Here is a 24,150-nt window from a genome sequence, read left to right as displayed (position 1 = left end):
GCGGGGGCCGGCATGCCGTAGGTTTCGATCCCGGCGCGGATGCAGTCCCGCGGCAGGTCCAGCGCCCAGCCCGTGGCAACGGCGGCCAGGACGCTTTCGATCGGCAGGCCCGGCTGTCCGGCCAGGCAGGGCACGGAGGCAAGCGGGGCCAGGAGGGTTTCGTCCGCGCCGTGGGCGAGCACGATGGAGCCGGCGCGTACGAAGACCGCGCGCTTGCCGGCGGCCAGGTGCTCGGCGATGCGGGGCAGCTTGCCGTCGCGCGCGAAGAACATCACCTCGCCGTCGCACAGCCGGGCCATGTCGGCCACCAGTTCGTCGGCGGCGTTCAGCACGGCGCAGCCGGTGGGCAGCACGACGTCGACCTGGGTGCGCAGCACGTTGAAGATCTGCTGCGGCTCGACGATGGACAGGTCCGGATGCGTCTGCGCGGGGTCCAGGTTGGTCACCACGCCGACCTGGCAGCGGTCGTAGGCCAGGCCTTGCGTCAGGATGGCGCGCGCGCCGTTCTCGATCGCGGCCGCTTCCATCAGGGGGTTCATCAGCGCGCGCTGCACGGCGCTCCAGCCGGCGGGGGCGCGATCGACCTGGCGGTGGTCGAAGTACAGGCCCTGGCTGGACGCCGTGGCCACGCGGCGGCCCGACAGCCGCAGGAATTGCCCGACCAGGTGCACCACGCCGGTCATGCCGTGGCTGCCGGACACGCCCACCAGGGGGATGCGGCCTTCGGCGCCGTTGGGAAACAGGTGGTCGACGATGGCGCGGCCCACGGGACGGGGCTTGCCCTCGGCCGGCTTCAGGTGCATCAGCAGGCCGGGGCCGGCGTTGACCTCGACGATGGCGCCGCCCTGTTCCTCGAGCGGCCGCGAGATGTCCTCGGCCACCAGGTCCACGCCGGCGATGTCCAGGCCGACGATGCGCGCCGCCAGCCGCACGTGCGCCGCGACCGAGGGGTGGACTTCGTCGGTCACGTCGAAGGCGACGTTGCCGTTGCGCTGGATCAGGACTTCCTTGCCGGCGGGCGGGACGGAGTCGCCGTCATAGCCCTGGCGTTCGAGTTCGATGCGCGCGGCGGAGTCCAGCGCGACCAGGTTCAGCGGATGCTCTTCGGTGTTGCCGCGGCGCGGGTCCGAGTTGAGCTGGCTGCCGATCAGCTGCTGGATCGTGGAGCGGCCGTCGCCGATCACCGAGGCCGTCTTGCCGCGCGCCGCGGCCACCATGCGGTCGCCCACCACCAGCAGGCGATGTTCGTTGCCGGGCACGCAGCGCTCGACGATCACGCCGCTGCCTTCGCCGCTGGCCACGTCGAATGCGGTCTCGATGGCTTCGCGCGTGCGCAGGTCCAGGAACACGCCCCGGCCGTGGTTGCCGTCGCTGGGCTTGACCACCACCGGCAGGCCGATTTCCTGCGCGGCTTCCCACGCGTCGTCCTTGCTGTCCACGGCGCGTCCCTCGGGCACGGGGACGCCGCAGGCCTGCAGCAGGCTCTTGGTCAGGTCCTTGTCGCAGGCGATGCCTTCGGCCACGGCGCTGGTGCGGTCGGTCTCGGCGGTCCAGATGCGGTGCTGGGCGGCGCCGTAGCCGAACTGCACCAGGTTGCCCTGGTTGAGGCGGATGTAGGGAATGCGGCGGTCCTCGGCGGCCTGCACGATGCTGGCGGTGCTGGGGCCCAGCCAGTGTTCGTTGACGAGGTCGCGCAGGGCCTCGATGGCCGCCGGCACGTCGTAGGGGCGGTCCTCGATCGCGGCCATGACCAGATCGCGCGCCGTGTGGAGCGCGGCGCGCGTGACTTCTTCCTGGTAGGCGCTGACGATGACGCGGTAGACCCCGCGGGTGGACGTCTCGCGCGCCTTGCCGAAGCCGCCCGGCAGTCCGGCCAGGTTCTGCAGCTCCAGCGTGACGTGTTCCAGGATGTGGCCCGGCCAGGTGCCTTCGCGCACGCGGCGCAGGAAGCCGCCGCGTTCGTCGTAGCTGCAACGGTGCTCGATCAGCGTCGGCAGCCAGGCCTCCAGCCGCTCGTAGAAGCCCGGGATCAGGTTGGACGGAAAGTCCTCGAGCTCCCCGATGTCCACCCAGGCCTCGAGGACGGGCGGATAAGTCCACATGCTGGGTCCGCGCAGGGACAGCACATCGAGGAATTCAATGTGTTTGCGTTTCATGACGAAAATGGGTCTGGAGCGGGGCGCGCGGCGCGGAACGGAAAACCGGGGCGTGCAGGCGGCGCGGACAGGCTGAGAAGTTGGGACGAGGGTCCGGGTGGAACGATGCGAGCTGGGTGTACGCTCTCGGGGCGTACTCGAGTCAATCCGATGACAATCGTAGATGAGCGGAAATGTATTGCCCCCTTGCCTGGCAGGCAAGATGGAATACACGGTTTAGGGAATCCCCTAGATGCGACGCTACAACGCATCGGTTTCTCGAACAACGGAAGTTGGTGGGAACTATAATACTTACGTGAGGCTGACATATTTTCATGAATTATAAATAGTTACAAATACTATGTTGCTTATTTGGGGCACTGCCCGCCGATGACTGCCGCGTCTTATCCGTTGTCCTCCCTGCCCGATGCCTGGCGTGGCCAGGCCGCCCCGCCGCTGGCCGACGGCGAAACCGTCTGCGCCTGGCTGGAGCTGGATCTCGATACCGAACTGCGCTATGCCCGGGGCGCGCTGGTGCTGACCGAGACCCGGCTGCTGGCGGCCTCGGCCGATGCGCCGGGATGGCGCGACTGGCCACTGCGCGAGGGGATGCGGCTGGCGCTGTCGGACCACGCGGGCGTGGTCGCGGTCGAGCTGGTGGATGCGCAGGCCCGGCTGGCGCTCTGGCGCACGACCATGGCGCACCACGCCGGTGCCGTCCGGCTGGCCGACCAGTTCGACCGCCAGCTGGCCGCGCTGGCGCGGGGCGGCGTGGCGGCCCGGCTGGCCCCGGCCTGCCCGCGCTGCCATGCGCCGCTGCCGGAAGGCGAGCAGGACTGCCCGGCCTGCGAGGCGGAGGCACCGGTCGAGAACCGGGGCTGGGCCCTGCTGCGGCTGCGCCGTTTCGCCCGGCCCTATCGCGGCCGGCTGCTCCTGGGCTTCATCCTGACTGTCCTGTCCACCGCCGCGACGCTGGTTCCGCCCTACCTGACCATGCCCCTGATGGACGACGTGCTGATCCCGTTCCAGAACGGCAAGCCCATCGACTACGAGCTGGCCGCGCTGTACCTGTCCGGGCTGCTGGGCGCGGCGCTGGTGGCCTGGGTGCTGGGCTGGTCGCGCACCTACATCCTGGCGTGGGTCAGCGAGCGCATCGGCGCCGACCTGCGCACCAGCGCCTATGAACACCTGCAGCAACTGTCGCTGGAATACTTCGGCGGCAAGCGCACGGGCGATCTCATGGCGCGCATCGGCAACGAGACCGACCGCATCTGCGTCTTCCTGTCGCTGCACCTGCTGGACTTCGCCACCGACGTGCTGATGATCCTGATGACCGCCGGCATCCTGGTCTCCATCGATCCCTGGCTGGCGCTGGTCACGCTGCTGCCGCTGCCCTTCATCGCCTGGCTGATCCACCTGGTGCGCGACAAGCTGCGCCACGGGTTCGAGAAGGTGGACCGCAACTGGGCCGAGATCACCAACGTGCTGGCCGACACCATCCCGGGCATCCGGGTGGTCAAGGCCTTCGCCCAGGAAAAGCGCGAAGTGGCGCGCTTTCGCGAGGCCAACAACCACAACCTCGCGGTCAACGACAAGGTCAACACCACGTGGTCGATGTTCTCGCCCACGGTCATCCTGCTGACCGAGGTCGGCCTGCTGGTGGTCTGGATATTCGGCATCTGGCAGATCGCCAACCACCATATCTCGGTGGGTGTGCTGGCGGCGTTCCTGGCCTACATCAGCCGCTTCTACCTGCGGCTGGACTCCATGAGCCGCATCGTCTCGGTCACGCAAAAGGCGGCGGCGGGCGCCAAGCGCATCTTCGACATCCTGGACCGCGTCTCCAGCGTGCCCGAACCGGCCCATCCGGTGCCCATCGGCCGGGTGGAGGGGAGCATCCAGATCCGCGAGGCGACCTTCCGCTACGGCACGCGCGCCGTGCTGCGCGGCATAGACCTGGACATCCGGCCGGGCGAGATGATTGGCCTGGTGGGGCACAGCGGCTCGGGCAAGAGCACGCTGGTCAACCTGATCTGCCGTTTCTACGACGTCGCGCAGGGATCGATCAAGGTGGACGGCGTCGACATCCGCGCGTTGTCCATTCCCGAGTACCGGCGCAACATCGGCGTGGTGCTGCAGGAGCCCTTCCTGTTCTTCGGGACGGTGGCCGAGAACATCGCCTACGGCAAGCCCGACGCGACCCGCGAGGAGATCGTGGCCGCTGCGCGCGCGGCCCACGCGCACGAGTTCATCCTGCGCCTGCCGCACGGCTATGATTCGCTGGTGGGCGAACGCGGCCAGGCCCTGTCGGGAGGCGAGCGCCAGCGCATCTCCATCGCCCGCGCGCTGCTGATCGATCCGCGCATCCTGATCCTGGACGAGGCCACGTCGTCGGTCGACACCTCGACCGAACAGGAGATCCAGAAGGCGCTGGACAACCTGGTGCAGGGGCGCACCACCATCGCCGTGGCCCACCGGCTCAGCACCTTGCGGCGGGCCGACCGGCTGGTGGTGCTGGACCGTGGCCGCATCGTCGAGCAGGGCCGCCACGAGGACCTGATCGCCAAGGGCGGCGCCTACTACCGCCTGCACCAGGCACAGACCCGCCAGCTCGATCCTCCCGGCAGCGACAGCGACAACACCTGGGACGGCGACGACGAGGAACAAGCATGAGCCAGGCCTTTCCCTATACGCTGAGTCGCAACGCCTACGGCCGGCTGATCTGCACCCCCGCCGATGGCGGCGCGGCCGAGGAAGTGACGCCCGTGCGCGCCTTTCCCATCGATACCGAGTCCGAGGACATCTCGCTGGTCGGCCCGGGCGGGCACGAGGTCGCCTGGATCCCGCGCCTGGCGGACCTGCCGCCCGCGGCGCGGGATCTGGTGCGGGAAGAGCTCGGGCACCGCGAATTCATGCCCGAGATCCAGCGCATCGTGCAGGTGGCGAGCTACGTCACGCCCACGACCTGGACCGTCCGCACCAACCGCGGCGAAGCCCGGCTGTGGCTCAAGAGCGAACAGGACATCCGGCGCATCTCCCAGTCCAAGCTCCTGATCTCGGACGGCCACGGCATTCATTTCCTGATCCGCGACCTGGAGCGCCTGGACCGGGCCAGCCGCCGTATCCTGGACCGCTTTCTTTGACGCGCCGAAGCGCCGCGACGCTCAGGGCGAGGGGAGCGAGGCGGCAAGCGAGGCGCAAATCACCTCGAATCGTTCGTCGTCCAGCCAGTGGCTGTTGGTGATCGACAGCGTCCGCGCCGCGAAGTCGCGGGCGTGGGGCACCGGCGCATCGGCGACGATGGGGCGCAGGTAATCGTAGTCGGGCAGGGTGTGCACGAACAAGGGGCCCACGCCCAGTCCCGCGCCCCATAGCCGGTCCAGCGCGAGCCGCCGGGATTGCGCATCGGGCAGCAGCAGCATGAAGAACGGCCAGACGCCGTCGCCGCCCGCGGTGTCCTGCATCACTCGTACGCCGGGCAGGCCTTGCAGCCGCTCCAGGCGCCGCCGGGCGCGCGCCCGGGCATCGTCCAGGAACGCCGGCAGGCGGCGGGCCGCTCGCGCGCCCACGCCGCGGCGCCAGCGGCCGACCCGGTGGATGGGGATGTCGAGGGGGAAATCGTCGCCGGCGGCTCGTACGGGATCGCCGGCCCGCAAGGCCGCGCGCTGCGGGTTGCCGTAGGCCAGGCGCATGCCGCGTGGCCCGTACAGCAGCGCGTAGGCCAGGAGTTCCAGGCTGCGGCGCGCCTCCCATCCCGGGCGGCGGCCGACGGTGCGCGCGCTGGTGGCGCGCAGCTCGTCGCGCAGCGCGGGATCGCGCGCCAGCAGCAGGCCGCCCTCGTAGATGCTCAGGCCCTTGCCCGCGGCCAGGCTGAAGAAGCCGATGTCGCCGTCCAGGCCCACGCTGCGTCCGTTGCGGCGGGCGCCCAGCGCCTGCGCCGCGTCCTCGATGACGGCCGCGCCGCAGCGGGCGGCGCAGCGCAGCGCGGCATCGGTGTCGGCCACGCGTCCGGCCAGGTGGGTGACCACGATGGCCAGCGTATCGCCGTCGCAGGCCGCCTCGAGCGCGTCCGGGTCGAGATCGAAATGGCCGGGGGCGAGGTCGCACAGCTTCAGCCGCAGCCCGCAGTGGTGGACTGCCAGCGCGACCAGCGGGCAGGTGTAGGCGGGCAGGACGACGGTCTTGCGCGAGCTGCGCCGGGCCAGCGTCAACAGCGAGACGACCAGGCTGGAGGTGCCGGAGCATTCCAGCTGCAAGGCGTCGACGCCCAGCCAGGCTGCCAGGCTGGTCTCCAGGTCCGCGGGACCGCCCGGCAACAGGTCGCTCCACCGCAGCGGCAGGCCCGCCGTGGGGGGGATGTCGCGCCCGTGGGCGCCGGCCGCGAGCCTAGGCGTCGGCACGGCCGGACTCCGGGTGGAGGCGCCGCGATTCGCTGGCCTCGCCGAAGGCCAGGCAGACGATGCCGCCGATGATCAGCAGCGCGCCCAGCATCTGGTTGGTGGTGATGTGTTCGTCGAACAGCCAGACCGACACCAGCATGACCGTCACGACTTCGAGGTGGGAGGCGGCGAAGGCGGGCCCGATGGGCGCGCGCTTGAGCAGCGACATCCAGGTGAAGAAGGCGCCGATGTAGCCGACGAAGGCGCCGTAGATCCACGGCTGGCCGAATACCCGCAGCAGCCAGTCCAGGTCGGCGGCCAGCGGCATCGCATGGTTGGCGGCGTACTTGAAGCTGATCTGCGCCAGCGTGTCGAAGGCCATCAGCAGGCCGAAGCCGATCAGGTAGAAGCGGCGCATCACGGTATCCCCACGACCGCCACGCCGGCGGCGATCAGCGCGATGCCGGCCACCCGCAGCGGCGTCAGGTGTTCGTTGAACAGGAAGCGGCCGGCGATCATGATGGCGACGATGTTGATCGAGCCCAGCAGCACGCCCTCGGACAGCGGCACCAGCGACAGGAAGGCCAGCCAGACGACGAACTCCAGGATATAGCAGGCGATGCCTATCCAGATCCAGGGGCGGCGCGCCAGCTCGCGCCAGTAGCGCAGGCCGCTGCCCTCGGCCGGCGTGGTGGCGGCCGCCTTGAAGGCGAGCTGGCCGCCGGTATCGACCAGCACGTTCAGCGTCCACAGCAGGGCGACGAGCGGAGTCATCGCGCCGCCGCCCGCGGCGTGGCGCCTTCGCGCTGCGCGGCGATTTCCGAGAAGAACTCGGCCGACTCGCGGATGACCTCGCGGCGCTCGCGATCCACCGTGATCATATGGTAGCTGTCGTGCAGCAGCACCAGCTTGGCCGGGCCGCCGACGCGCTCCATCACCAGCTGCGCGTTGCCGACGCTGGCCATGTCGTCCTCGGCGGCGTGCATGACCAGGCAGGGCGCGCGCACCTGGTGCAGCTGGCGGCGTACCGTGGCCGACAGGTCGATGAGTTCGGCCAGCGAGGGCCAGGGGTTCCCGGGCAGTCCCGCGTCCGCGCTGTCGCCGCCCAGCATGCTGGACGATACCGCGGCGCGCAGCCGTTCGTCCTTCAGGCCGTAGGGGGGCTCTTCGTCGAAGACCTTGTCCTGGAACAGGTTGAAGCGCTTGAACCAGGGCAGCAGGAACGACAGGCGCGAGTACCAGGGAATGTTCCAGCCGTCGTAGCGGAAGGTGGCGCCGTAGACGCCGACGCCGGCGATGTCGTCGGGCCGGTCGGCCGCCGCCTTCAGCGCCAGCACCGCGCCCATCGACAGGCCGGCGACGAAGCAGTGGTCGACATCGCGGCGCAGGCGGTCCACGCCCTCCAGCACGCTGGCGTACCAGTCCTTCCAGCCGGTGCGGATGAGATCGTCGACGTCGCCGCAGTGGCCCGCCAACTGCATGCCGTAGACCGTGAAGCCGGCCCGGTGCAGGCCCTTGCCCACGGTGCGCATTTCGTTGGGAGTGCCGGTCAGGCCATGGATGAGCAGCACGCCCGCGCGGCCGCCTTCGAAATAGAAATCCGCGGATTTGATCATGAGGTGAAGAATGGGGCCGCGCGGGGCTCAGGCGGTGCTGGCTGCCGCCGGCGCGGCGGTGAAGCCGCGCGGAGGTTGCGCGATGGCTTGCAACTGGCCTTTCAGGATGAAGTCGAGCGCATTGCGGGCCTCGTCGAAGCCGGCAATGGGAATGTGCACCAGGCCATGGTCGCGGCAGTAGTCGATCAGGCGGTGCTTGGCCAGCACGAAGTCGACCGTGCCGGACACGCAGAAGTCCGAGGCGCCGTCGCCCACGTACAGGATTTTCTCGTGGAGACCGCGCACGCCCGACCCGTAGGAGCACTTGCAGGTACCGCTGGCCTTGCGGCAGGCGGCATCGGCGTAGGGGAAGGTCAGCCGCCAGTCGCGCGGGCCGGCCTGTTCGAAGCGGTTAGCCACCACGGGCAGGTCCGCCAGTCCGTGGCGGTCCATGATGGCGGTGATCACGCCGGCCAGCCCGTCGCTGACGATGTGCACCGGCGTGCCGAGGCTGCGCGCCTGGGCCACGAACCCCGGGAAGGCCGGATCGATCTCGATGCTCGCCACCAGGTCGTCCAGCTCTTCCTTGCTGGCGTCCAGCAGCGCGATCTGCTTGGCCATGCATTCGCGCGAGCCGATCTCTCCCCGTTCCCACGCGGCTTCCAGTTCCTGCCATCCCGGCCGGCCGAAGTGTTCAAGCAGGGTATCGGTGACATCCTGCTTGGAAATGGTGCCGTCGAAGTCGCACAACACGATCCACTCGGAGCCGGGGCGTTCGTCGACGGTGTACTGACTGAGCAACATGGCAAGCCTTTAGGGAAGGAAACGGACCAGCACGCGCTGGCCGACACGCAGCTTTTCGGGGTTTTCGATCGACAGCAGGCTTTCGACGCTGCGGCGGCTGATCCGCTCCTGGGGATCGTCGCTGGGAGACATGACCTGGAACACGCTGCCTATGCGTTCCAGGCGGGCAGGGATCGGGGTGCCGCCGGGGGCGGATTCTTCCACGATCTCGGCCTGCATGCCGGGTTTCAGCGCCCCGACGTAGGCTTCGTTCACCTCGGCCCGGACGATCAGGCGCCGCTTGGGCAGCACCCGCAGCATTTCCGTCTGGGCGGTGACCGCGTTGCCGACCTGCACCTCCAGGCCCACGACCTCGCCGTCCACGGGCGAGCGGACCTGCTGGCGCTCCAGCGTCCATTGCGCAGCACGCAATTTCTGGCGCGCGACGTCCACCGTCGCCTGGGCCGCCAGGACCTCGGCCTCGGCCTGCGCCACGGCGCTGCGCGCGTCGTCGGCGGCCTGCCCGTCGATGGCCCCGCCGGCCGCGGCTTCGGCCAGCCGCTGGGCGCGCTGCTTCAGCCCCGGCAGGCGGCTGCGCAGTACGCGTTCCTGGGCTTGCGCCTGGCGCAGTTCGGCGTCGGCCGCATCGACGGCCAGCTGGGCCGCCGAAGGATTGAATTCGATCAGCGCCTGGCCCTTCCTGACCTGGTCGCCGTCGCGCACCGCCACGCGTGCGACGGTGCCGTCCACGGCCGCGCCCACGCGCACCAGGCCGCCTTCGACGTCGACGCGCCCGCGCGCGACGGCGGCGTAGGGCGGCTGGTCGGCCACCGGGGCTTCGGCCTGCTGTTGGCGGGAACACGCGGCCAGCACCAGGCTGCCGGTCAGCGCGGCCACGATTCCAAGGCGAAAAGAGGTGAAAAGCTTAGGCACGAGCTGGGAAATTCCTAGGTTTCGGCGACCAGCGCATCGGTGCGCCTGTCGTCCAGGATGCGTCCATCCTCCATGGTCAGGACGCGGTCGGCATGGCTGATCAGGCGCGGATCGTGGCTGACGCACAGCACCGTGGCGCCGTGGCGCTTGGCGATGCGGTGCAGGATGTCGATGACTTTCATGCCGTTGCCGGCGTCCAGCGCACTGGTGGGCTCGTCCGCAAAGAGCAGTTCGGGTTCCTTGGCGAGCGCACGGGCGATGGCCACGCGCTGCTGTTCGCCGCCCGACAGGCCCGAGGGCCGCTGGCGCGCTCGTCCGCTCATGCCCACTTCCTCGAGGGCGGCCCAGGCCTGTTCTTCGGCCCGCGACCTGGACAGGCCCACGTAGCGCAGGGGCAGGACGACCTGTTCGACAGCCGTCAGCGCGGGAAACAGGTTGAAGCCCTGGAATACGAAGCCGGTATGCATCAGCCGGAAACGTTCAAGCTCTTGCAGCTGCAACAGGCCAAGATCCTGGCCCAGGGCGCGCACCATGCCGGCATCCGGACGTAGCATGCCGCTGAGTATGGCCAGCAGGGTGCTCTTGCCGCAGCCCGATGGTCCGGAAATCAAAGTCAGTTCGCCGGGCATGATGCTAACCGACAAATCTCGCAAAATGCGCTCGCGAACATTACCGGATAGAAAGGATTTGCTGAGAGACTCGGCGACGAGACTCGGTGTGCTCCCAGGGGGATTCCCCGATGTGCGGCCTGTGGCCTGGGGCTCGGTCGCCCGCATGGCAAGGTCTCCAACTGGCTGAAAAAACAAAACCCGGCAAGGCCGGGATTGTAACGCTTGGTACGATAACCCAAGACTTGCGACGGTGGGAAGCCTTGGCACGCTCCGTTCTGGGGCGGATTGTTGCATGCGCGCCGCATAAGCGAAGGGGCACGGCATGGCCGCGCCCCTGCCGGGATCAGTCCTCCAGGCGGTTGTCCTTGGTTTCCTTGATGAACAGGGTGCCGATGACCAGGCTCATCACGGCGACGATGATGGGATACCACAACCCGTTATAGATATTGCCGGTGGCCGCCACGATGGCGAAGGCGGTGGTGGGCAGGAAGCCGCCGAACCAGCCGTTGCCGATGTGGTAGGGCAGGCTCATCGAGGTGTAGCGGATGCGGGTGGGGAACATTTCCACCAGCATGGCCGCGATCGGGCCGTAGACCATGGTGACCAGGATCACCAGCAGCGTCAGCAGCAGTACCAGCATGGGCTTGTTGACCTGGGCCGGGTCGGCCTTGGCGGGGTAGCCGTGGTTGCGGATTTCCGACGTCAGCCGGGCCTTGAGCTCGTCGCCGCGGGTCTTGAGCTCGGCCGCCGGCAGGCCCGCGCCTTCGAAGGACTCGATGACGGTGTCGCCCACCTTGACCTTGGCCACGGACCCGGCCGGGGCCGCCTCGTTGCTGTAGTTGACCGAGTTCGAGGCCAGGAAGGACTTGACCTGGTCGCAGGAACTGACGAACTTGGCGGTGCCCACGGGGTTGAACTGGAACGAGCAGGTCTTGGGATCGGCCACGACGACCACCGGCGCCTTGGCCTGCGCCGCCTCCAGCGCCGGATTGGCGTAGTGCGTGATGGCCTTGAACAGCGGGAAGTAGGCGATGGCGGCGATCAGGCAGCCGGCCATGATGATGGGCTTGCGGCCTATCCTGTCCGACAGCGAGCCGAAGACCAGGAAGAAGGGCGTGCCGATCAGCAGGGCCAGGGCGATCAGGATGTTGGCCGTGGTGGCGTCCACCTTCAGGGTCTGGGTCAGGAAGAACAGCGAATAGAACTGCCCCGTGTACCAGACCACGGCCTGGCCGGCGGTCAGGCCCAGCAGCGCCAGCAGGACGACCTTCAGGTTGCTCCACTGGCCGAAGGACTCGGTCAGCGGCGCCTTCGATCCCTTGCCCTCGGCCTTCATGCGCTGGAAGGTGGGCGACTCGTTCAGCTTGAGCCGGATCCAGACCGAGATGGCCAGCAGGAAGATGGAGACCAGGAACGGGATGCGCCATCCCCAGGAAGCGAAGGCTTCCTCGCCGGTGGCGTTGCGCACGCCCAGGATCACCAGCAGCGACAGGAACAGGCCCAGGGTGGCCGTGGTCTGGATCCAGGCGGTGTAGGCGCCGCGCTTGCCCTGCGGCGCATGCTCGGCCACGTAGGTGGCCGCGCCGCCGTACTCGCCGCCCAGCGCCAGGCCTTGCGCCAGCCGCAGGATGATGAGGATGACGGGTGCCGCGATGCCGATGGAGGCGTAGGAGGGCAGTATCCCGACGATGAAGGTCGACAGGCCCATGATCAGGATGGTGATCAGGAAGGTGTACTTGCGTCCGACCAGGTCTCCCAGCCGGCCGAACACCAGGGCCCCGAACGGCCGGACCGCGAAGCCTGCCGCGAACGCCAGCAGCGCGAAGATGAAGGCCGCCGTGTCGTTGACCCCCGAGAAGAACTGCTTGGCGATGATGGCGGCCAGGGAGCCGTAAAGATAGAAGTCGTACCACTCGAATACCGTGCCTAGCGACGAGGCGAAGATCACGCGCCGCTCTTCCTTGGTCATGGGGCGCGCGGCCGGAGTCGGCGCCCCTGAACTGCTGACGGTGGTGCTCATGAAGGAATGTCTCCTGGGTGGGCCTGCTGTAAAGGAGTAATAGTTGGAACGGCAGACTGGCCCTCAGCCACGGGAGCCTCGGGCTTGAAATCAGAGTAGAAACAGTTACTGACGCGGCACTGACAAGTTGCTGACAAAAAACTGAATTTTCACGAACTGGTGATATGCCCACGCCCGGGACGCGCCGGCCGCCCGCGCGGCGCCTGGAGGCGGGGCGGGAGCGGCCGTGACTGGGGGTTTCCCGCAGGCGCGCGGGCGGCGTCCAGGCGTGGCGGCGGCGAGACGCCGCGGGGCGGGGATCAGCGGGCGGGCGGGACGTCCGGCCGCAGGTGGGCGACCAGCCAGTCGACCAGGGCGGAGACACGGGCGACGTGCTGCCTGCGCCGGGGGACATAGGCCTTGAACCAGGTTTCCTGCAGCGGGAAATCGTCCAGTACCGTCTCCAGCGTGCCCGCCTCCAGCGCCGGGCGGGCGACGTAGGCGGGCAGGGCGGCGATGCCCAGTTCCGACAGGGCGGCGTCCCGCAGCGTGAGGTTGTCGTCGGCCACCAGCCGTGGGGGGATGTCCAGGCTGATGTCGCCGCGGGCGCTGCGGAAATGCCAGGCGCGGCCGGACGGCTTGAAGACCAGGCAGGCGTGTTCGGTCAGGGCCTGGGGATGGCGGGGCCGGCCGTGGCGCGCCAGATAGCCGGGCGCCGCGCACAGCATGGTGTCCACCGGGCACAGGGGGATCTCGGCCACGCCTTCGTAGCTGGCGGGCCTGCCGCTGATGGCCAGGTCGTAGTCCCGCTCGGCGGGGTTGGTGGAATGGTCGACCAGCGAGATCTCCATCGTGATGCCATCGTGCCGCGCCAGGAAGGCATTGAAGAGCGGCCCCAGCCGGACCGTGGTCAGCGTGGTCGGCGTCGCGATCCGCAGGTGTCCCACCAGCTTGGAGGCATCCCGCTCCACGCTTTGCACCAGGTCCTCGAAGCTGGCCACCAGCACGCCGGCGCGGGCGTGCAGTTTCTCGCCCGCTTCGGTCAGGCGCACCGTGCGGGTGGTGCGGTCGAACAGCCGGGCGCCCACGGTGGCTTCCAGCTGGCGGATGCGCTTGGCCACCACCGAGGGGACGACGTCCATCTGCCGGGCCGCCTCGGAAAAGCCGCCGCAGGCGACGACGGTGGTGAAGGTGCGCAGTTGCGTGATGGCGTCCAATTTATTCCAGTTCGAGATTACTGATAGCTATTTTTTGAACAAATATTCGCCATTATTCCTTAATAAAATGCCTTCCAACAATGGGGGCGCAAGCGACGTCCTCGTATCCATCAAGAGGAGACTCTCATGCCAAAATCGCCGATCCTGCGCATGCTGGCCACCGCCGTCCTGGCCGGGGCATCGGCCGCCGCCGGGGCCGCCGGACCGGGCTACCCGGCACGGCCGGTCAAGATCGTGACGCCGTTCGCCGTGGGCCAGGGGCCCGACGTGCTGCTGCGCATCGTCGCCGAGAAGCTGACCGCCACGCTGGGGCAGCAGGTGATCGTGGAGAACCGGCCCGGCGCAAGCGGCTTCCTCGCCTTCGAGGCCGGCCGGCGCGCCGCGCCCGATGGCTACACGCTGGTCCACATGGACAGCTACCACGTGGGCACCCAGCCCTACCTGTTCGCCAGGCTGCCCTACGACGTGCGCAAGGATTTCGATCCGGTCACGCCGCTGGTCCGCAACTACTTCTTCATCGTGGTACCCGCCGGTTCGACATGGCGGACGATGGGCGATCTCGTCGCCGCGGCCAAGGCCAGGCCCGGCGGTGTCTCGTACGGATCCTGGGGCGTGGCCAGTCCGGCGCACCTGGGCGGGCTGCTGCTGGAGGCGGCCACCGGCACGAGCATGATGCACGTGCCCTACAAGGAATCGGCCCAGCTGTTCCAGTCGGTGGCCGTGGGAGACGTGAACTGGACACTGGGAACGCCCGTGTCGGCCGGGCCCGTCTACCAGTCCGGGAAGGTGCGCTTCCTGGCCGTGGCGGCGCCGCAGCGCCTGCCGGGCTATGCCGAGGTGCCGACCGTGGCGCAGGCCGGCGGACCGGCCGGCTTCGAGGTCGGCGGCTGGAACGGCCTGTTCGTTCCCAAGGGCACGCCGGCCGGGATCGTGCAGCGGCTGAACGAAGGCATCGCCGCCGCGCTGAAGGCGCCCGACGTGCAGGAGAAACTGGCCACCTTCACCTACGAGGCCTATGCCATGCCGCCGCGCGACATGGCGCGGCTGGTGGACGAGGAAATCGCCAAGTGGGGACCGATCATCAAGGGCGCCGATATCCACCTGGATTGACGCCGCACGGGAGCACAGTCGTGGCAAGCAAGCACTTCGAGGTGGTGGTGGCCGGGGCCCGGCCGCTGACGCCGCGCATCAAGGAATATCTGCTGGCCTCGGCCGATGGCCGGCCGCTGCCGCGCTACGAGCCGGGGGCGCACGTGGCGCTGCACATGGTGTCGCGCGAGCGGGGGCCCATCGTGCGGCACTATTCGCTGATAGGCGGACTGGCCGGCCCGGACGATCCGCGGCACGTCTATCGCATCGCCGTGCAAAGGGAGGACCGGGCGCGCGGCTCGGCCTTCATCCACGATACCTTCGCGCCGGGCACGCGCCTGCGCGTCGCCGCGCCGGTCAACGATTTCCCGCTGGACCGGCGCGACGCCCGCACCCTGCTCATCGCCGGCGGCATAGGCGTGACGCCCATCGTGTCCATGGCGCGCAGCCTGGCCCGCCGGGGCTGTCGCTACAGCGTCGTGTATGCCGGACGCGATCCGTCGGCCATGGCCTATCGCGACGTGCTGGAACAGGTGGCCGGCGACCGCGTGCGCTTCCACTACAGCGACGAGGCGGGCGTGCTCGACCTGCGCGGCCTGCTCGCCTCGCAGCCGGACGGGGTGCGCGTGTATGTGTGCGGCCCCGCGTCCATGATCGCCGCTACCCACCAGGCAGGCGCCGCGCTGGGGTGGGAGCCCGGCCGCGTGCGCAGCGAAGTGTTCACCGCCGGACCCACGGGCGACGAGACGGCCTTCGAGGTCGAACTGCGCCGCACGGGCAGGACCGTCCAGGTCGGCCCCGACGCCAGCATCCTGGATGCGCTGCGCCTGGCCGACGTGCCGGTGCTGTGGGACTGCGCGCGTGGCGAATGCGGCCTGTGCCCGCTGCCCGTCGTCTCCGCCGACGGCCCCATCGATCATCGCGATCGCTATCTGGGCGAAGAAGAGCGTGCCGCGGGCCAGACCTTGTGCATCTGCGTGTCGCGCATCCGCGGCACGCGCCTGGTGCTGGACGCCTGACCATTCCGAGCCATTCCTTCAGGAGCGCGCCATCATGAACCGCATCGCCGACCCCATTCCCGAACTCCGCAGCGACTTTTCCTTCGAGCCCGGCGGCTTCGCCGACCACGCCACGCCGCTGGTGCGCAACTGCTGGTACGTGGCGGGCCTGTCCAGCGAGATCACCCGCGAGCTGAGCAGCCGCCGTTTCCTGGGCGTGGACGTCGCCCTGTACCGCACCCAAGCCGGCGAGCCGGTGGCAGTGCGCAACCGCTGTCCGCACCGTTCCTTTCCGCTGGCCAGGGGCCGCCTGGACGGCGACGAGTTGATTTGCGGCTATCACGGCATGCGCTTCGATCCCTCCGGCCGCTGCGTGAAGATGCCGTCCATGCCGCTGGTCCCCACCCATGCCCAGGTGCGCAGCTTTCCGATCGTCGAACGGGCGCCGCTGGTGTGGATATGGATGGGCGATCCCGACCATGCCGACCCGGCCCTGATCCCGGACACGAGCTGGCTGGCCAGCCCGGCATGGAAGAGCGTGGGCGGGTCCTTCCACATGAAGGCGGACTACGTTTCCATGCACGAGAACCTGCTGGACCAGACCCACTTCCCCTTCCTGCATCCCGGCGCCATCGGCACGCCGGAGTACGCGCGCAGCAAGCTGGACGTGCGCCAGGAGGGCGACGTGGTCATCATCGACCGTGCGCTGAAGCATTCGCCGCCGCCCGACGTCTACGGCGTGCCCACCGGCCTGACCGGCAAGCCGGTGGACCGCTATTCCGAGGCCCGCTTCGCCTCGCCCGGCCTGCACGTCGCCTTCGCCCGCATCGTCGACAACCACGATGCCGGCGGCGCGCCGCGCACCTATCGCTTCAACATCACCCACGCCTTCACGCCCGAGACCAACGGCAGCATCCACTACTGGTGGTTCAACAGCCGCGACTCCAACCTCGACGATCCGGCCGCCGACGCCTACCTGCACGAGGCCTCGTCCAAGGCCTATCTCGAGGACGTGGATGCGCTGGAGTGGATACTGGACGTGGTGACGCGCGACACCGAACCGCAGTTCGACCTCAATTTCGCGCCCGACAAGCCCGGCCTGCTGATGCGCCGCGCGTTGTATGACATGGCGGCGCGGGAGGCGGGACTGGACTTCTGAGTGGCCGCGGGCTTCAGGCCGGCGGGAAGCTCACGCTGATGCGCGTGCCGGGCATGCCGGAGGCGGTGTCCTGGGAGTTGTCCGATATCGCCAGGGTGGCACCGTGCCGCTGGGCGATCTCGCGCACGATGGCCAGCCCCAGCCCGCTGCCTTCGGCGTTGGATCCCAGGATCCGGTAGAAGCGGTCGAACACCAATTCGCGTTCCTCGGGCGGGATGCCAGGGCCGGAGTCTTCGACGTCCAGCGTCGCGCCCGTGGCGGCTGCCGCCACGCGCACGGTGACGGTGCCGCCGCCCGGGGTGTAGCGCAGCGCGTTGTCGATCAGGTTGTTGACGAGCTCGGCCAGGAGCAGGGCGTTGCCGGCCACCAGGACCGGCGTTTCCGGGCCTTCCAGGCCCAGGTCTATCCCGCGCTCCATCGCCTCGTGCACCCAGTTCTGCGTCTGGTCGCTGGCGATGGCCAGCAGGTCGACCCGGGCGGAGACGTCCACGGGACTGCCCTTGTCCTCGGCGCGCGCCAGCGCCAGCAACTGGTTCACCAGGCGCGTGGCCCGTTCGGCGCCCGAGATCAGGTGCCGCAGGCTGGCCTCCATGTCTTCCGGACTCGCATTGCGCAGCGCCAGCTCGGCCTGCGTGCGTATGCCGGCTAGCGGGGTCTTCAACTGGTGCGCCGCGTCGGCGACGAAGCGCTTCTGCGCGTCGACGTTGGCCGACAGGCGCTGCAGCAGCTCGTTCATGGCGCCGACCAGCGGCGCGATCTCCTGCGGCACCTCGCGATCGTCGATCGGCGACAGGTCGTCCGGCCGCCGTGCGCGCAGCCGCGCCTGCAGCCGGCCCAGCGGGGCGATGCCGCGCGACAGGCCGAACCACACCAGCACCACCGCCAGCGGCAGCACCACGAACTGAGGCAGCACCACGCCCTTGATGATCTCGTTGGCCAGTTGCGATCGTTTCTCCAGCGTCTCGGCCACCTGCACCAGCGCCGGCTGCGCGCCCGGGATCGTGGGCAGCGACACCCAGGTATAGGCCACGCGCACCGCGAAGCCGCGCATCACGTCGTCGCGATACTGGACGATGCCGGGCAGCGGGCGCTCGAGCGACGGCAGCGGCAGTTCACGGTCGCCGCCCAGGTATTCGCCGCGGCTGCCCAGCACGAGGTAGAACACGCTGTCGGTTTCGTCGGCGCGCAGCATCTCGCGCGCCGAGACCGGCAGTTGCAGCCGGGCCCGGCCGTTGACGTCCTTGATCTGCTGGGCCAGGGCCAGCACGTTGTTGGCCAGGCTGCGGTCGTAGGGAGCGACGGAGATGGACTGTGCGACCACGTAGGTGATGGCGACGCTGACCGGCCACAGCAGGAACAGCGGTACCAGCATCCAGTCCAGGATCTCGCCGAACAGCGAGCGCGCCGGCCGTTCGACGGCGGGGATGGGCTGCGGCCCCTTGTGGTCGTCGTCCATGCTCCCGGAACAGGTCCTAAGCCGCGCCGTGCTGGGCGCCGGGCTCGCGTTCCAGGCAGTATCCCAGCCCGCGCACGGTGGCGATCTTGACGCCGCCCGGTTCCAGCTTCTTGCGCAGCCGGTGCACGTAGACCTCGATGGCGTTGGTGCTGACTTCCTCGCCCCATTCGCACAGGTGGTCCACCAGCTGTTTCTTGCTGACCATGCGGCCGCTGCGGGACAGCAGGACTTCCAGCAGGCTGACTTCGCGCGCGGACAACTCGACGATCTGCTCGTCTATGGTCACCACGCGGCCGACCTGGTCGAAGGCCAGGCGGCCATGGCGCAGCACCGCCGGGCCGCCGCCCGCGCCGCGCCGCGTCAGCGCCCGGACCCTGGCCTCGAGCTCGGACAGCGCGAACGGCTTGGCCATGTAGTCGTCGGCGCCCAGGTCCAGCCCCTTGACGCGCTGCTCCACGCTGTCGGCGGCGGTCAGGATCAGGACCGGCATGTGCGAGTTGCGCGCCCGCAGGCGGCGCAGGACTTCGGTGCCCGAGAGCCGGGGCAGGCCGATGTCCAGGATCAGCAGGTCGAAGGGTTGCGCCGCCAGCGCGGAGTCCGCCTCGAGTCCGTCGTGGACGGCATCGACTGCGTAGCCGTTCTGGCGCAGGGAGCGGGACAGGCCGTCGGCAAGGATGTTGTCGTCTTCGGCGATGAGGATGCGCATGGGGGAATTGTAGCTTCGGGGGGAATGCGTCGAGGGGCCCCGATGCATTGTCCCCCAGGCGCGCGTCCCCGTCACTATCGCTATTCGATCTGATACATCCCCGTGCGGCGCGTCGCGTCGGCCCAGTAGGCGGTTTCCTTGTCCACGAAGCGGCCGAATTCCTGGGGCGTCATGGGTTCCACGGCCTCCAGGCCGAGCTGGGGCAGCTTGGCAACGATATCGGGCGTCTGCAGCACCGCCCGCACGTCGGCGACGATGCGCGCCATGGTGGCGGGGGGCGTGGCCTTGGGCGCGAACATGCCGTACCAGGCGCGTCCCGGCAGGCCGGTCAGGCCTGCCCTGCTGGCCAGCGGCACGTCCGGCATGAGGGTGGAGGGCGTGTCGCTGCTGGTGATGGCGATGGCCCGGACCCGGCCCGATTTCACCTGGGGCATGGCGCTGGGCAGGGCGTCGATCATCAGCTTGATCGAGCCGCCGATCAGGTCGGTGAACGCCGGCGGGCTGCCCTTGTAGGGCACGTGCACGATGTCCACGCCCGCCAGTTGCTTGAAGACTTCCATGCTGAGATGGCTGGTGGAGCCCGTGCCCGGCGATCCGTAGCTGAACTTGCCGGGATTGGCCTTCAGCTGGGCGATGACCTCGGATAGCGTGGTGGCCGGGAACTGCGCGTTCACCACCATGAGCATGTCGGTGCCGGCCAGCAGCGCGACGGGCTGGAAGTCGCGTCCCACGTCGTAGGGCAGGTGCTTGTACAGGTTGGGGTTGATCACGACCGGAGAGTTGGAGGTGACCAGCAGCGTGTACCCGTCGCCCTCGGCCCGCGCCACTTCCTGCAGCGCGATGGAGCCGTTGGCGCCGGCGCGGTTCTCCACCACCACGGGCTGCCCCCATTTCTGCGCCAGCTTGTCGCCGATGGCGCGGGCCAGGATGTCCGACCCCTGTCCGGGCGGGAAGGGGATGACCACGCGTACCCGCTTGCTGGGGAACGCCTGGTCGGCTTGGGCGGGTTGGCTGGCCAGGCCCAAGGCCAGGCAGAGCAGCAAGAGCAGTTTGTTCATGGGAAGGGTCTCCTCGGGAATAGTGCCATCGGTCGGCTTTTCTGTTTCCGGATTTTGATATATTGTTATAACAAACTCAAGATGTCCTTGTCCCACATCGTCCGGGGAGCTTCATGTCGCTACTTCACGGGTTCCGTATTCTTGCCGTCGAGCAGTACGGCGCGGCGCCTTTCGGCACCCAGTTGCTGGCCGCGCTGGGGGCCGAAATCATCAAGATCGAGCAGGCCGCGCAGGGCGGCGACGTGTCGCGGCAGGTCGGGCCGCATTTCCTGGCCGGCCTGCCCGACAGCGCGCAAAGCCTGTTCTTCCAGAGCCTGAACCAGGGCAAGAAAAGCATCACGCTGAACCTCGCCCACCCCGAGGGGCGGGCGGTGTTCCGCAAGCTGGCGGCCACGGCCCATGGCGTGGTCGACAACCTGCGCGGCGACGTCGCGGGCAAGCTGGGCCTGACCTACGAAGACCTGAAGGACGTCAATCCGGCCGTGGTCTGCGCCCACATATCGGCCTATGGCCGCACCGGCGAGCGCGCGGCCTGGCCGGGCTACGACTATCTGATGCAGGCCGAGGCGGGCTATTTCTCGCTGACCGGCGAGCCGGACACGGCGCCCTCGCGCATGGGCTTGTCGCTGGTCGACTACATGACCGGCGTGATGATGTCGGTGGGGCTGCTCAGCGGCATGCTGGAGGCCACGCGCAGCGGCAAGGGATGCGACGTGGACACCAGCCTGTACGACGTCGCGCTGTTCAACCTCAACTACGTGGCGGCGTGGTACCTGAACGGCGCGGCCGAGACCGACCGCCAGCCCCGGTCCGGCCATCCCTCGCTCACGCCGTGCCAGCTCTATCGCACCGGCGACGGCTGGATCTACCTGATGTGCAACAAGGAAAAATTCTGGCGCAACCTGTGCGAGCGGATCGGGCGGCAGGAGTGGATCGCGGACGCGCGTTTCGTCGACTTCGGCGCCCGGGGCCGGCATCGCGAGGAGCTGACCCGCCTGCTGGACGAGGCGCTGTCGGCCCGCACCACGGCCGAGTGGATGCGGCATTTCGCCGGCACGGTGCCCGCCGCGCCCGTGTGGTCCGTGGGGCAGGCGCTGGACGCGCCCCTGGCGCAGGCCGACGGCCGCATCCGCCGCGTCGACCTGGCGGGCGGCGGCGCGCTGCGGGTACTGGACAGTCCGCTGCGCACGTCGCGGCCGGCGGCCGCCGTCGGACCGGCGCCGGCCATGGGCGCCGATACCCGCGAGCTGCTGGCCGGCATCGGGATCGGCGAAGAGGAGCAAGGTAGACTAAGGACCCTTGGTGTTCTCTGACGTGTCGCCTCATGTTCCAGCGCAGTGCCGGCTCGCAGTACAAGCTGTTGGCCCAGACCTTGATCCGGCGGATCCGCGATGGCGAGTATCCGCCCGGCAGCCTGCTGCCCACCGAGAACGAACTAGGACAGCAGTTCAACGTCAGCCGCATCACCGTGCGCGGGGCCTTGCGCGAGCTGGAGGTGCAGGGGCTGGTCAGCCGCCGGCCCGGCATCGGGACCCGCGTGGAGTCGGCGCAGCCCTCGGGCAATTTCGTGCACGTGGGCAACACGGTGGACGACATCCTGCGCTTCACCCGCGGCTTTCGCTTCCACATCCTGGACATTCGCGAGGTCGACGGCGACGAGGGGGCGGCGCGCGCGCTGCGGCTGCCCGCCGGCCAGCGCTTCGTCCGGGTGACCGGCCTGCGGCAGGCCGAGGGCGCGCCGCCGGTCGTCTACAGCGAACACCACGTCCCGCCGCTGTACGCGGACGCGCTCGAGCAACTGGACGGCTACCGGGCCTCGGTGGCCGAATGGCTGGCCGAGCGGCGCGGCGACCGGGTATGCGAAATCCGCCAGGAAATCGATGCCGTGCGGCTGACCCGGGCGCAGGCCGGGCTGCTGCAGACGCGCTTCAGCACGCCGACGCTGCGCACGCGCACCTGGTACTACGGCGCCAAGAAAGACCTGATCGTCGCTTCGGTGGGGCTCTTCCCCGAAGGGCGGCACCTGTTCAGCACCGTGATGCGGCGAGAGCCGATCGGCTGATCCGATCGCGCGGGCCGCGACCTTGTCCCGGAGAGCCCGCGTGACCCATCCCGTCGTTCCTTCCACCTTCCTGTTCTGTCCCGGCAACCGGCCCGACCGTTACGACAAGGCGCTGCGCGGCGGCGCGCCGGGCGTCATCATCGACCTCGAGGACGCCGTGCCGGCGGCCGACAAGGCCACCGCCCGGCGCGACGCCCTGGCCTGGCTGGCGGCGCTGCCCCCGGCCGGTCCGGGCGCGCCCATGGTGGCGCTGCGGGTGTCTTCCCCGCAGACGCCCGCGGGCCTGGAGGACCTTTATGCGCTGGCCCATGCGGGCGCCTTGCCCGCCCTGGATCTCGTGGCCGTTCCCAAGGCCGAGGACGCCTCCGAATTGCGCATGGTCCGCACGCACGCGGCCGCGGCCAATCCCGCGCTGCGGCTGATGGCGCTGGTGGAGTCGCCGCAGGGCGTGCGCCGCGCGGCCGGCATCGCGCAGGCCGGACCGTGGCTGGCGGCGATGGCCTTCGGCGCCGCGGACTTCAGCGCCGAGACCGGCGCGGACAACGCCTGGGACGCGCTGGCCTACGTACGCGGGCGCCTGGTGTTCGAGAGCGCCGGCAGCGGCGTGCCCATGCTGGACGTGCCGCACATCGCCATCGACGACGACGCCGGCCTGCGCGCCGATTGCGAGCGGGCGCGCGCCATGGGCTTCTCCGGCAAGCTCGCCATCCATCCGCGCCAGTGGCCCATCATCGTGCAGGCCTTCGCGCCCGATCCGCGCCGGCTGGCGTGGGCGAGCGAAGTGGCCGCCGCCTACGAACGCGCGGGCCGCCGCGCCTGCGCGGTGGGCGCCACCATGGTGGACGAGCCCGTCTACCAGAGCGCCCTGCGCATCCTGCGGCGTGCCGCCGCGCCGAACCCATCCGCCGCTGGAGACCATCATGCATAGTTCCTACTACCACCTGGGAGACGGCCTGTATGCCGAGCGTTTCGGCCTGGGCTTCGAGCACCTGTCCGCCGGGCAGCGTTTCGTCCATCGGCCGGGCATCACGTTCTCGCAACAGGACAACGTGGCCGAGGCCCTGGATTCCATCAACGCCGCCATGGTCCACTACGACGATTGCTACGCCGGGCTGACCGACTGGAAGCGGCCCCTGATGGTCAGCACGCTGACCCTGCAGCGGCTGATCGGCATGACCTCCAAGACCTTCGGCCGGCGGCGCCGCATCGTGTCCATGTCCAATATCGCGCTGACCCGGCCGATGTTCGGCGGCGACACCCTGTATGTCGAGACCGAGGTGCTGGCCACCGAGCCGGTGGATGCGCACCTGGGGCGCGCCAGCCTGCTCACGCGCGGCTACAACCAGCGCGGCGAGCAGGTGGCCGAGCTGCGCTACGTGGCCGAGCTGTGGCACGGCGCGGCCGGGCCCGACGTGATCGCCGGCGCTTCGGCCTCGGACGAGGCCCGCTTCCTGTCGCATGCCGCGCGCGAGGACGGCGCCTGGGTCGAGCAGACCGGCCTGTTCTTCGAGGACCTGCGGCAGGGGGAAACCTTCATTCACAGCCCCCGCAAGACCCTGCTGGCCGAGGAATCCACGCTGCACGCGCTGCGCGCCATGGAGTGGCAGCCGCAAAGCCACGACCACGCCTGCGCGCAGGCGCTGGGGCTGGCGGCGCCGGTCGTGCCGCAGACCTGGGGGATAGGCGTGGCCGTGGCGCTGTCCACGCGCACCTTCGGCCGGGTCACCGTCAACCTGGGATGGACCGACGTGGAGTTCGGCGCCGACCTGATGCCGGGAGACACGCTGGAGGCCCGGTCCACGGTCGAGGGCACGCGGCTGTCGGGTTCGCGGCCCGACCAGGGCGTGGTGACGGTGCTGACCGAGGCGCGCAACCAGCGGGGGGAGATGATCAACCGCTACCGGCGCGCGCTGATGGTGTACCGGCGGGGGAGCAACCCCTACGCCAGGGCGGGGTACTGAGCGGACGCC

General features: G+C 69.4%; 21 protein-coding genes and 1 pseudogene. 9 read left to right on the top strand and 13 right to left on the bottom strand.

Annotation, left to right across the window (positions count from 1 at the left end; translation table 11 throughout):
* Nucleotides 1–11: 11 nt before the first annotated feature.
* Nucleotides 12–2,156 (bottom strand): annotated as a pseudogene (cphA, locus tag CDO46_RS04275) (cyanophycin synthetase); the annotation flags it as partial.
* A gap of 369 nt (nucleotides 2,157–2,525) precedes the next feature.
* Between cphA and CDO46_RS04270 the strand changes: the two are divergent.
* Together CDO46_RS04270 and CDO46_RS04265 are read left to right on the top strand one after the other, a co-directional pair.
* The gene (locus tag CDO46_RS04270) at nucleotides 2,526–4,808 is read left to right on the top strand and encodes an ABC transporter ATP-binding protein (RefSeq protein ID WP_087837327.1); all 2,283 of its coding nucleotides are present in this window, start codon (nucleotides 2,526–2,528) and stop codon (nucleotides 4,806–4,808) included.
* Entirely contained in the window at nucleotides 4,805–5,278 is a 474-nt protein-coding gene (locus CDO46_RS04265) for a DUF1854 domain-containing protein (protein ID WP_087837326.1), read from the top strand. The genes CDO46_RS04270 and CDO46_RS04265 overlap by 4 nt, the downstream gene beginning before the upstream one ends.
* 21 nt (nucleotides 5,279–5,299) lie before the next feature.
* Here the strand turns inward: CDO46_RS04265 and CDO46_RS04260 are convergent, their stop codons facing one another.
* The 9 genes from CDO46_RS04260 to CDO46_RS04220 form a co-directional block, all read right to left on the bottom strand.
* Nucleotides 5,300–6,535, bottom strand: coding sequence for a DegT/DnrJ/EryC1/StrS family aminotransferase (locus CDO46_RS04260; RefSeq protein ID WP_087837325.1), 1,236 nt, complete (start codon nucleotides 6,533–6,535; stop codon nucleotides 5,300–5,302).
* Nucleotides 6,522–6,932, bottom strand: coding sequence for a multidrug efflux SMR transporter (locus tag CDO46_RS04255; protein ID WP_087837324.1), 411 nt, complete (start codon nucleotides 6,930–6,932; stop codon nucleotides 6,522–6,524). The genes CDO46_RS04260 and CDO46_RS04255 overlap by 14 nt, the downstream gene beginning before the upstream one ends.
* Nucleotides 6,932–7,288, bottom strand: coding sequence for an EamA family transporter (locus tag CDO46_RS04250; RefSeq protein WP_087837323.1), 357 nt, complete (start codon nucleotides 7,286–7,288; stop codon nucleotides 6,932–6,934). The genes CDO46_RS04255 and CDO46_RS04250 overlap by 1 nt, the downstream gene beginning before the upstream one ends.
* Nucleotides 7,285–8,130: a carboxylesterase gene (locus CDO46_RS04245; protein WP_087837322.1), complete on the bottom strand. Its 846-nt coding sequence runs from the start codon at nucleotides 8,128–8,130 to the stop codon at nucleotides 7,285–7,287. The genes CDO46_RS04250 and CDO46_RS04245 overlap by 4 nt, the downstream gene beginning before the upstream one ends.
* Before the next feature lie 27 nt (nucleotides 8,131–8,157).
* The gene (locus CDO46_RS04240; protein WP_087837321.1) at nucleotides 8,158–8,913 is read right to left on the bottom strand and encodes an MtnX-like HAD-IB family phosphatase; all 756 of its coding nucleotides are present in this window, start codon (nucleotides 8,911–8,913) and stop codon (nucleotides 8,158–8,160) included.
* 9 nt (nucleotides 8,914–8,922) lie between these two features.
* Complete coding sequence (locus CDO46_RS04235; RefSeq protein WP_176400656.1) at nucleotides 8,923–9,825, bottom strand: HlyD family secretion protein; 903 nt, start codon at nucleotides 9,823–9,825, stop codon at nucleotides 8,923–8,925.
* 14 nt (nucleotides 9,826–9,839) lie between these two features.
* The gene (locus tag CDO46_RS04230) at nucleotides 9,840–10,601 is read right to left on the bottom strand and encodes an ABC transporter ATP-binding protein (protein ID WP_087837319.1); all 762 of its coding nucleotides are present in this window, start codon (nucleotides 10,599–10,601) and stop codon (nucleotides 9,840–9,842) included.
* 178 nt (nucleotides 10,602–10,779) lie between these two features.
* Nucleotides 10,780–12,405: an MFS transporter gene (locus CDO46_RS04225; protein WP_165963107.1), complete on the bottom strand. Its 1,626-nt coding sequence runs from the start codon at nucleotides 12,403–12,405 to the stop codon at nucleotides 10,780–10,782.
* 350 nt (nucleotides 12,406–12,755) lie between these two features.
* Nucleotides 12,756–13,652 carry a LysR family transcriptional regulator gene (locus CDO46_RS04220; protein ID WP_087837317.1) on the bottom strand — a complete coding sequence of 299 codons (897 nt, stop codon included), beginning with the start codon at nucleotides 13,650–13,652 and terminating at the stop codon, nucleotides 12,756–12,758.
* A 126-nt stretch (nucleotides 13,653–13,778) separates the two neighbouring features.
* Between CDO46_RS04220 and CDO46_RS04215 the strand changes: the two genes are divergently transcribed.
* Genes CDO46_RS04215 through CDO46_RS04205 form a run of 3 tightly spaced genes read left to right on the top strand, consistent with a single transcriptional unit; the run spans nucleotide 13,779 to nucleotide 16,898 of the window.
* Nucleotides 13,779–14,762 carry a tripartite tricarboxylate transporter substrate binding protein gene (locus CDO46_RS04215; protein WP_087837316.1) on the top strand — a complete coding sequence of 328 codons (984 nt, stop codon included), beginning with the start codon at nucleotides 13,779–13,781 and terminating at the stop codon, nucleotides 14,760–14,762.
* A 20-nt stretch (nucleotides 14,763–14,782) separates the two neighbouring features.
* On the top strand, nucleotides 14,783–15,760 hold the full coding sequence (locus CDO46_RS04210) for a PDR/VanB family oxidoreductase (RefSeq protein WP_087837315.1): 978 nt from the start codon (nucleotides 14,783–14,785) through the stop codon (nucleotides 15,758–15,760).
* Nucleotides 15,761–15,794: 34 nt separating this feature from the next.
* Nucleotides 15,795–16,898 carry an aromatic ring-hydroxylating dioxygenase subunit alpha gene (locus tag CDO46_RS04205; protein WP_087837314.1) on the top strand — a complete coding sequence of 368 codons (1,104 nt, stop codon included), beginning with the start codon at nucleotides 15,795–15,797 and terminating at the stop codon, nucleotides 16,896–16,898.
* 13 nt (nucleotides 16,899–16,911) lie between these two features.
* Here the strand turns inward: CDO46_RS04205 and CDO46_RS04200 are convergent, their stop codons facing one another.
* The 3 genes from CDO46_RS04200 to CDO46_RS04190 form a co-directional block, all read right to left on the bottom strand.
* Nucleotides 16,912–18,354 carry a sensor histidine kinase gene (locus tag CDO46_RS04200; protein ID WP_243724454.1) on the bottom strand — a complete coding sequence of 481 codons (1,443 nt, stop codon included), beginning with the start codon at nucleotides 18,352–18,354 and terminating at the stop codon, nucleotides 16,912–16,914.
* A gap of 16 nt (nucleotides 18,355–18,370) precedes the next feature.
* Entirely contained in the window at nucleotides 18,371–19,060 is a 690-nt protein-coding gene (locus CDO46_RS04195; RefSeq protein WP_087837313.1) for a response regulator transcription factor, read from the bottom strand.
* Nucleotides 19,061–19,140: 80 nt separating this feature from the next.
* Nucleotides 19,141–20,118: a tripartite tricarboxylate transporter substrate binding protein gene (locus CDO46_RS04190; protein WP_087837312.1), complete on the bottom strand. Its 978-nt coding sequence runs from the start codon at nucleotides 20,116–20,118 to the stop codon at nucleotides 19,141–19,143.
* Nucleotides 20,119–20,231: 113 nt separating this feature from the next.
* Here CDO46_RS04190 and CDO46_RS04185 point away from each other — a divergent pair, with 113 nt between their 5' ends.
* Genes CDO46_RS04185 through CDO46_RS04170 form a run of 4 tightly spaced genes read left to right on the top strand, consistent with a single transcriptional unit; the run spans nucleotide 20,232 to nucleotide 24,141 of the window.
* A complete protein-coding gene (locus tag CDO46_RS04185; protein WP_087837311.1) occupies nucleotides 20,232–21,431 on the top strand; it encodes a CaiB/BaiF CoA-transferase family protein in 1,200 nt (399 codons plus the stop codon).
* 11 nt (nucleotides 21,432–21,442) lie between these two features.
* The gene (locus CDO46_RS04180) at nucleotides 21,443–22,180 is read left to right on the top strand and encodes a GntR family transcriptional regulator (RefSeq protein WP_087837310.1); all 738 of its coding nucleotides are present in this window, start codon (nucleotides 21,443–21,445) and stop codon (nucleotides 22,178–22,180) included.
* Between the two features lie 40 nt (nucleotides 22,181–22,220).
* Nucleotides 22,221–23,108 carry a CoA ester lyase gene (locus CDO46_RS04175; protein ID WP_176400655.1) on the top strand — a complete coding sequence of 296 codons (888 nt, stop codon included), beginning with the start codon at nucleotides 22,221–22,223 and terminating at the stop codon, nucleotides 23,106–23,108.
* Nucleotides 23,101–24,141, top strand: a complete 1,041-nt coding sequence (locus tag CDO46_RS04170; protein WP_087837308.1) for a MaoC/PaaZ C-terminal domain-containing protein — start codon at nucleotides 23,101–23,103, stop codon at nucleotides 24,139–24,141. Before CDO46_RS04175 ends, CDO46_RS04170 begins: the two co-directional genes overlap by 8 nt.
* The last annotated feature ends 9 nt before the right edge of the window (nucleotides 24,142–24,150 follow it).

It is taken from the genome of Pigmentiphaga sp. NML030171 (genome assembly GCF_002188635.1).
Classification (GTDB): Bacteria; Pseudomonadota; Gammaproteobacteria; order Burkholderiales; family Burkholderiaceae_B; genus Pigmentiphaga; species Pigmentiphaga daeguensis.
The sequence above is the reverse complement of the archived record's forward strand: the minus strand, read 5'-3'. Positions and strand labels throughout refer to the sequence as shown.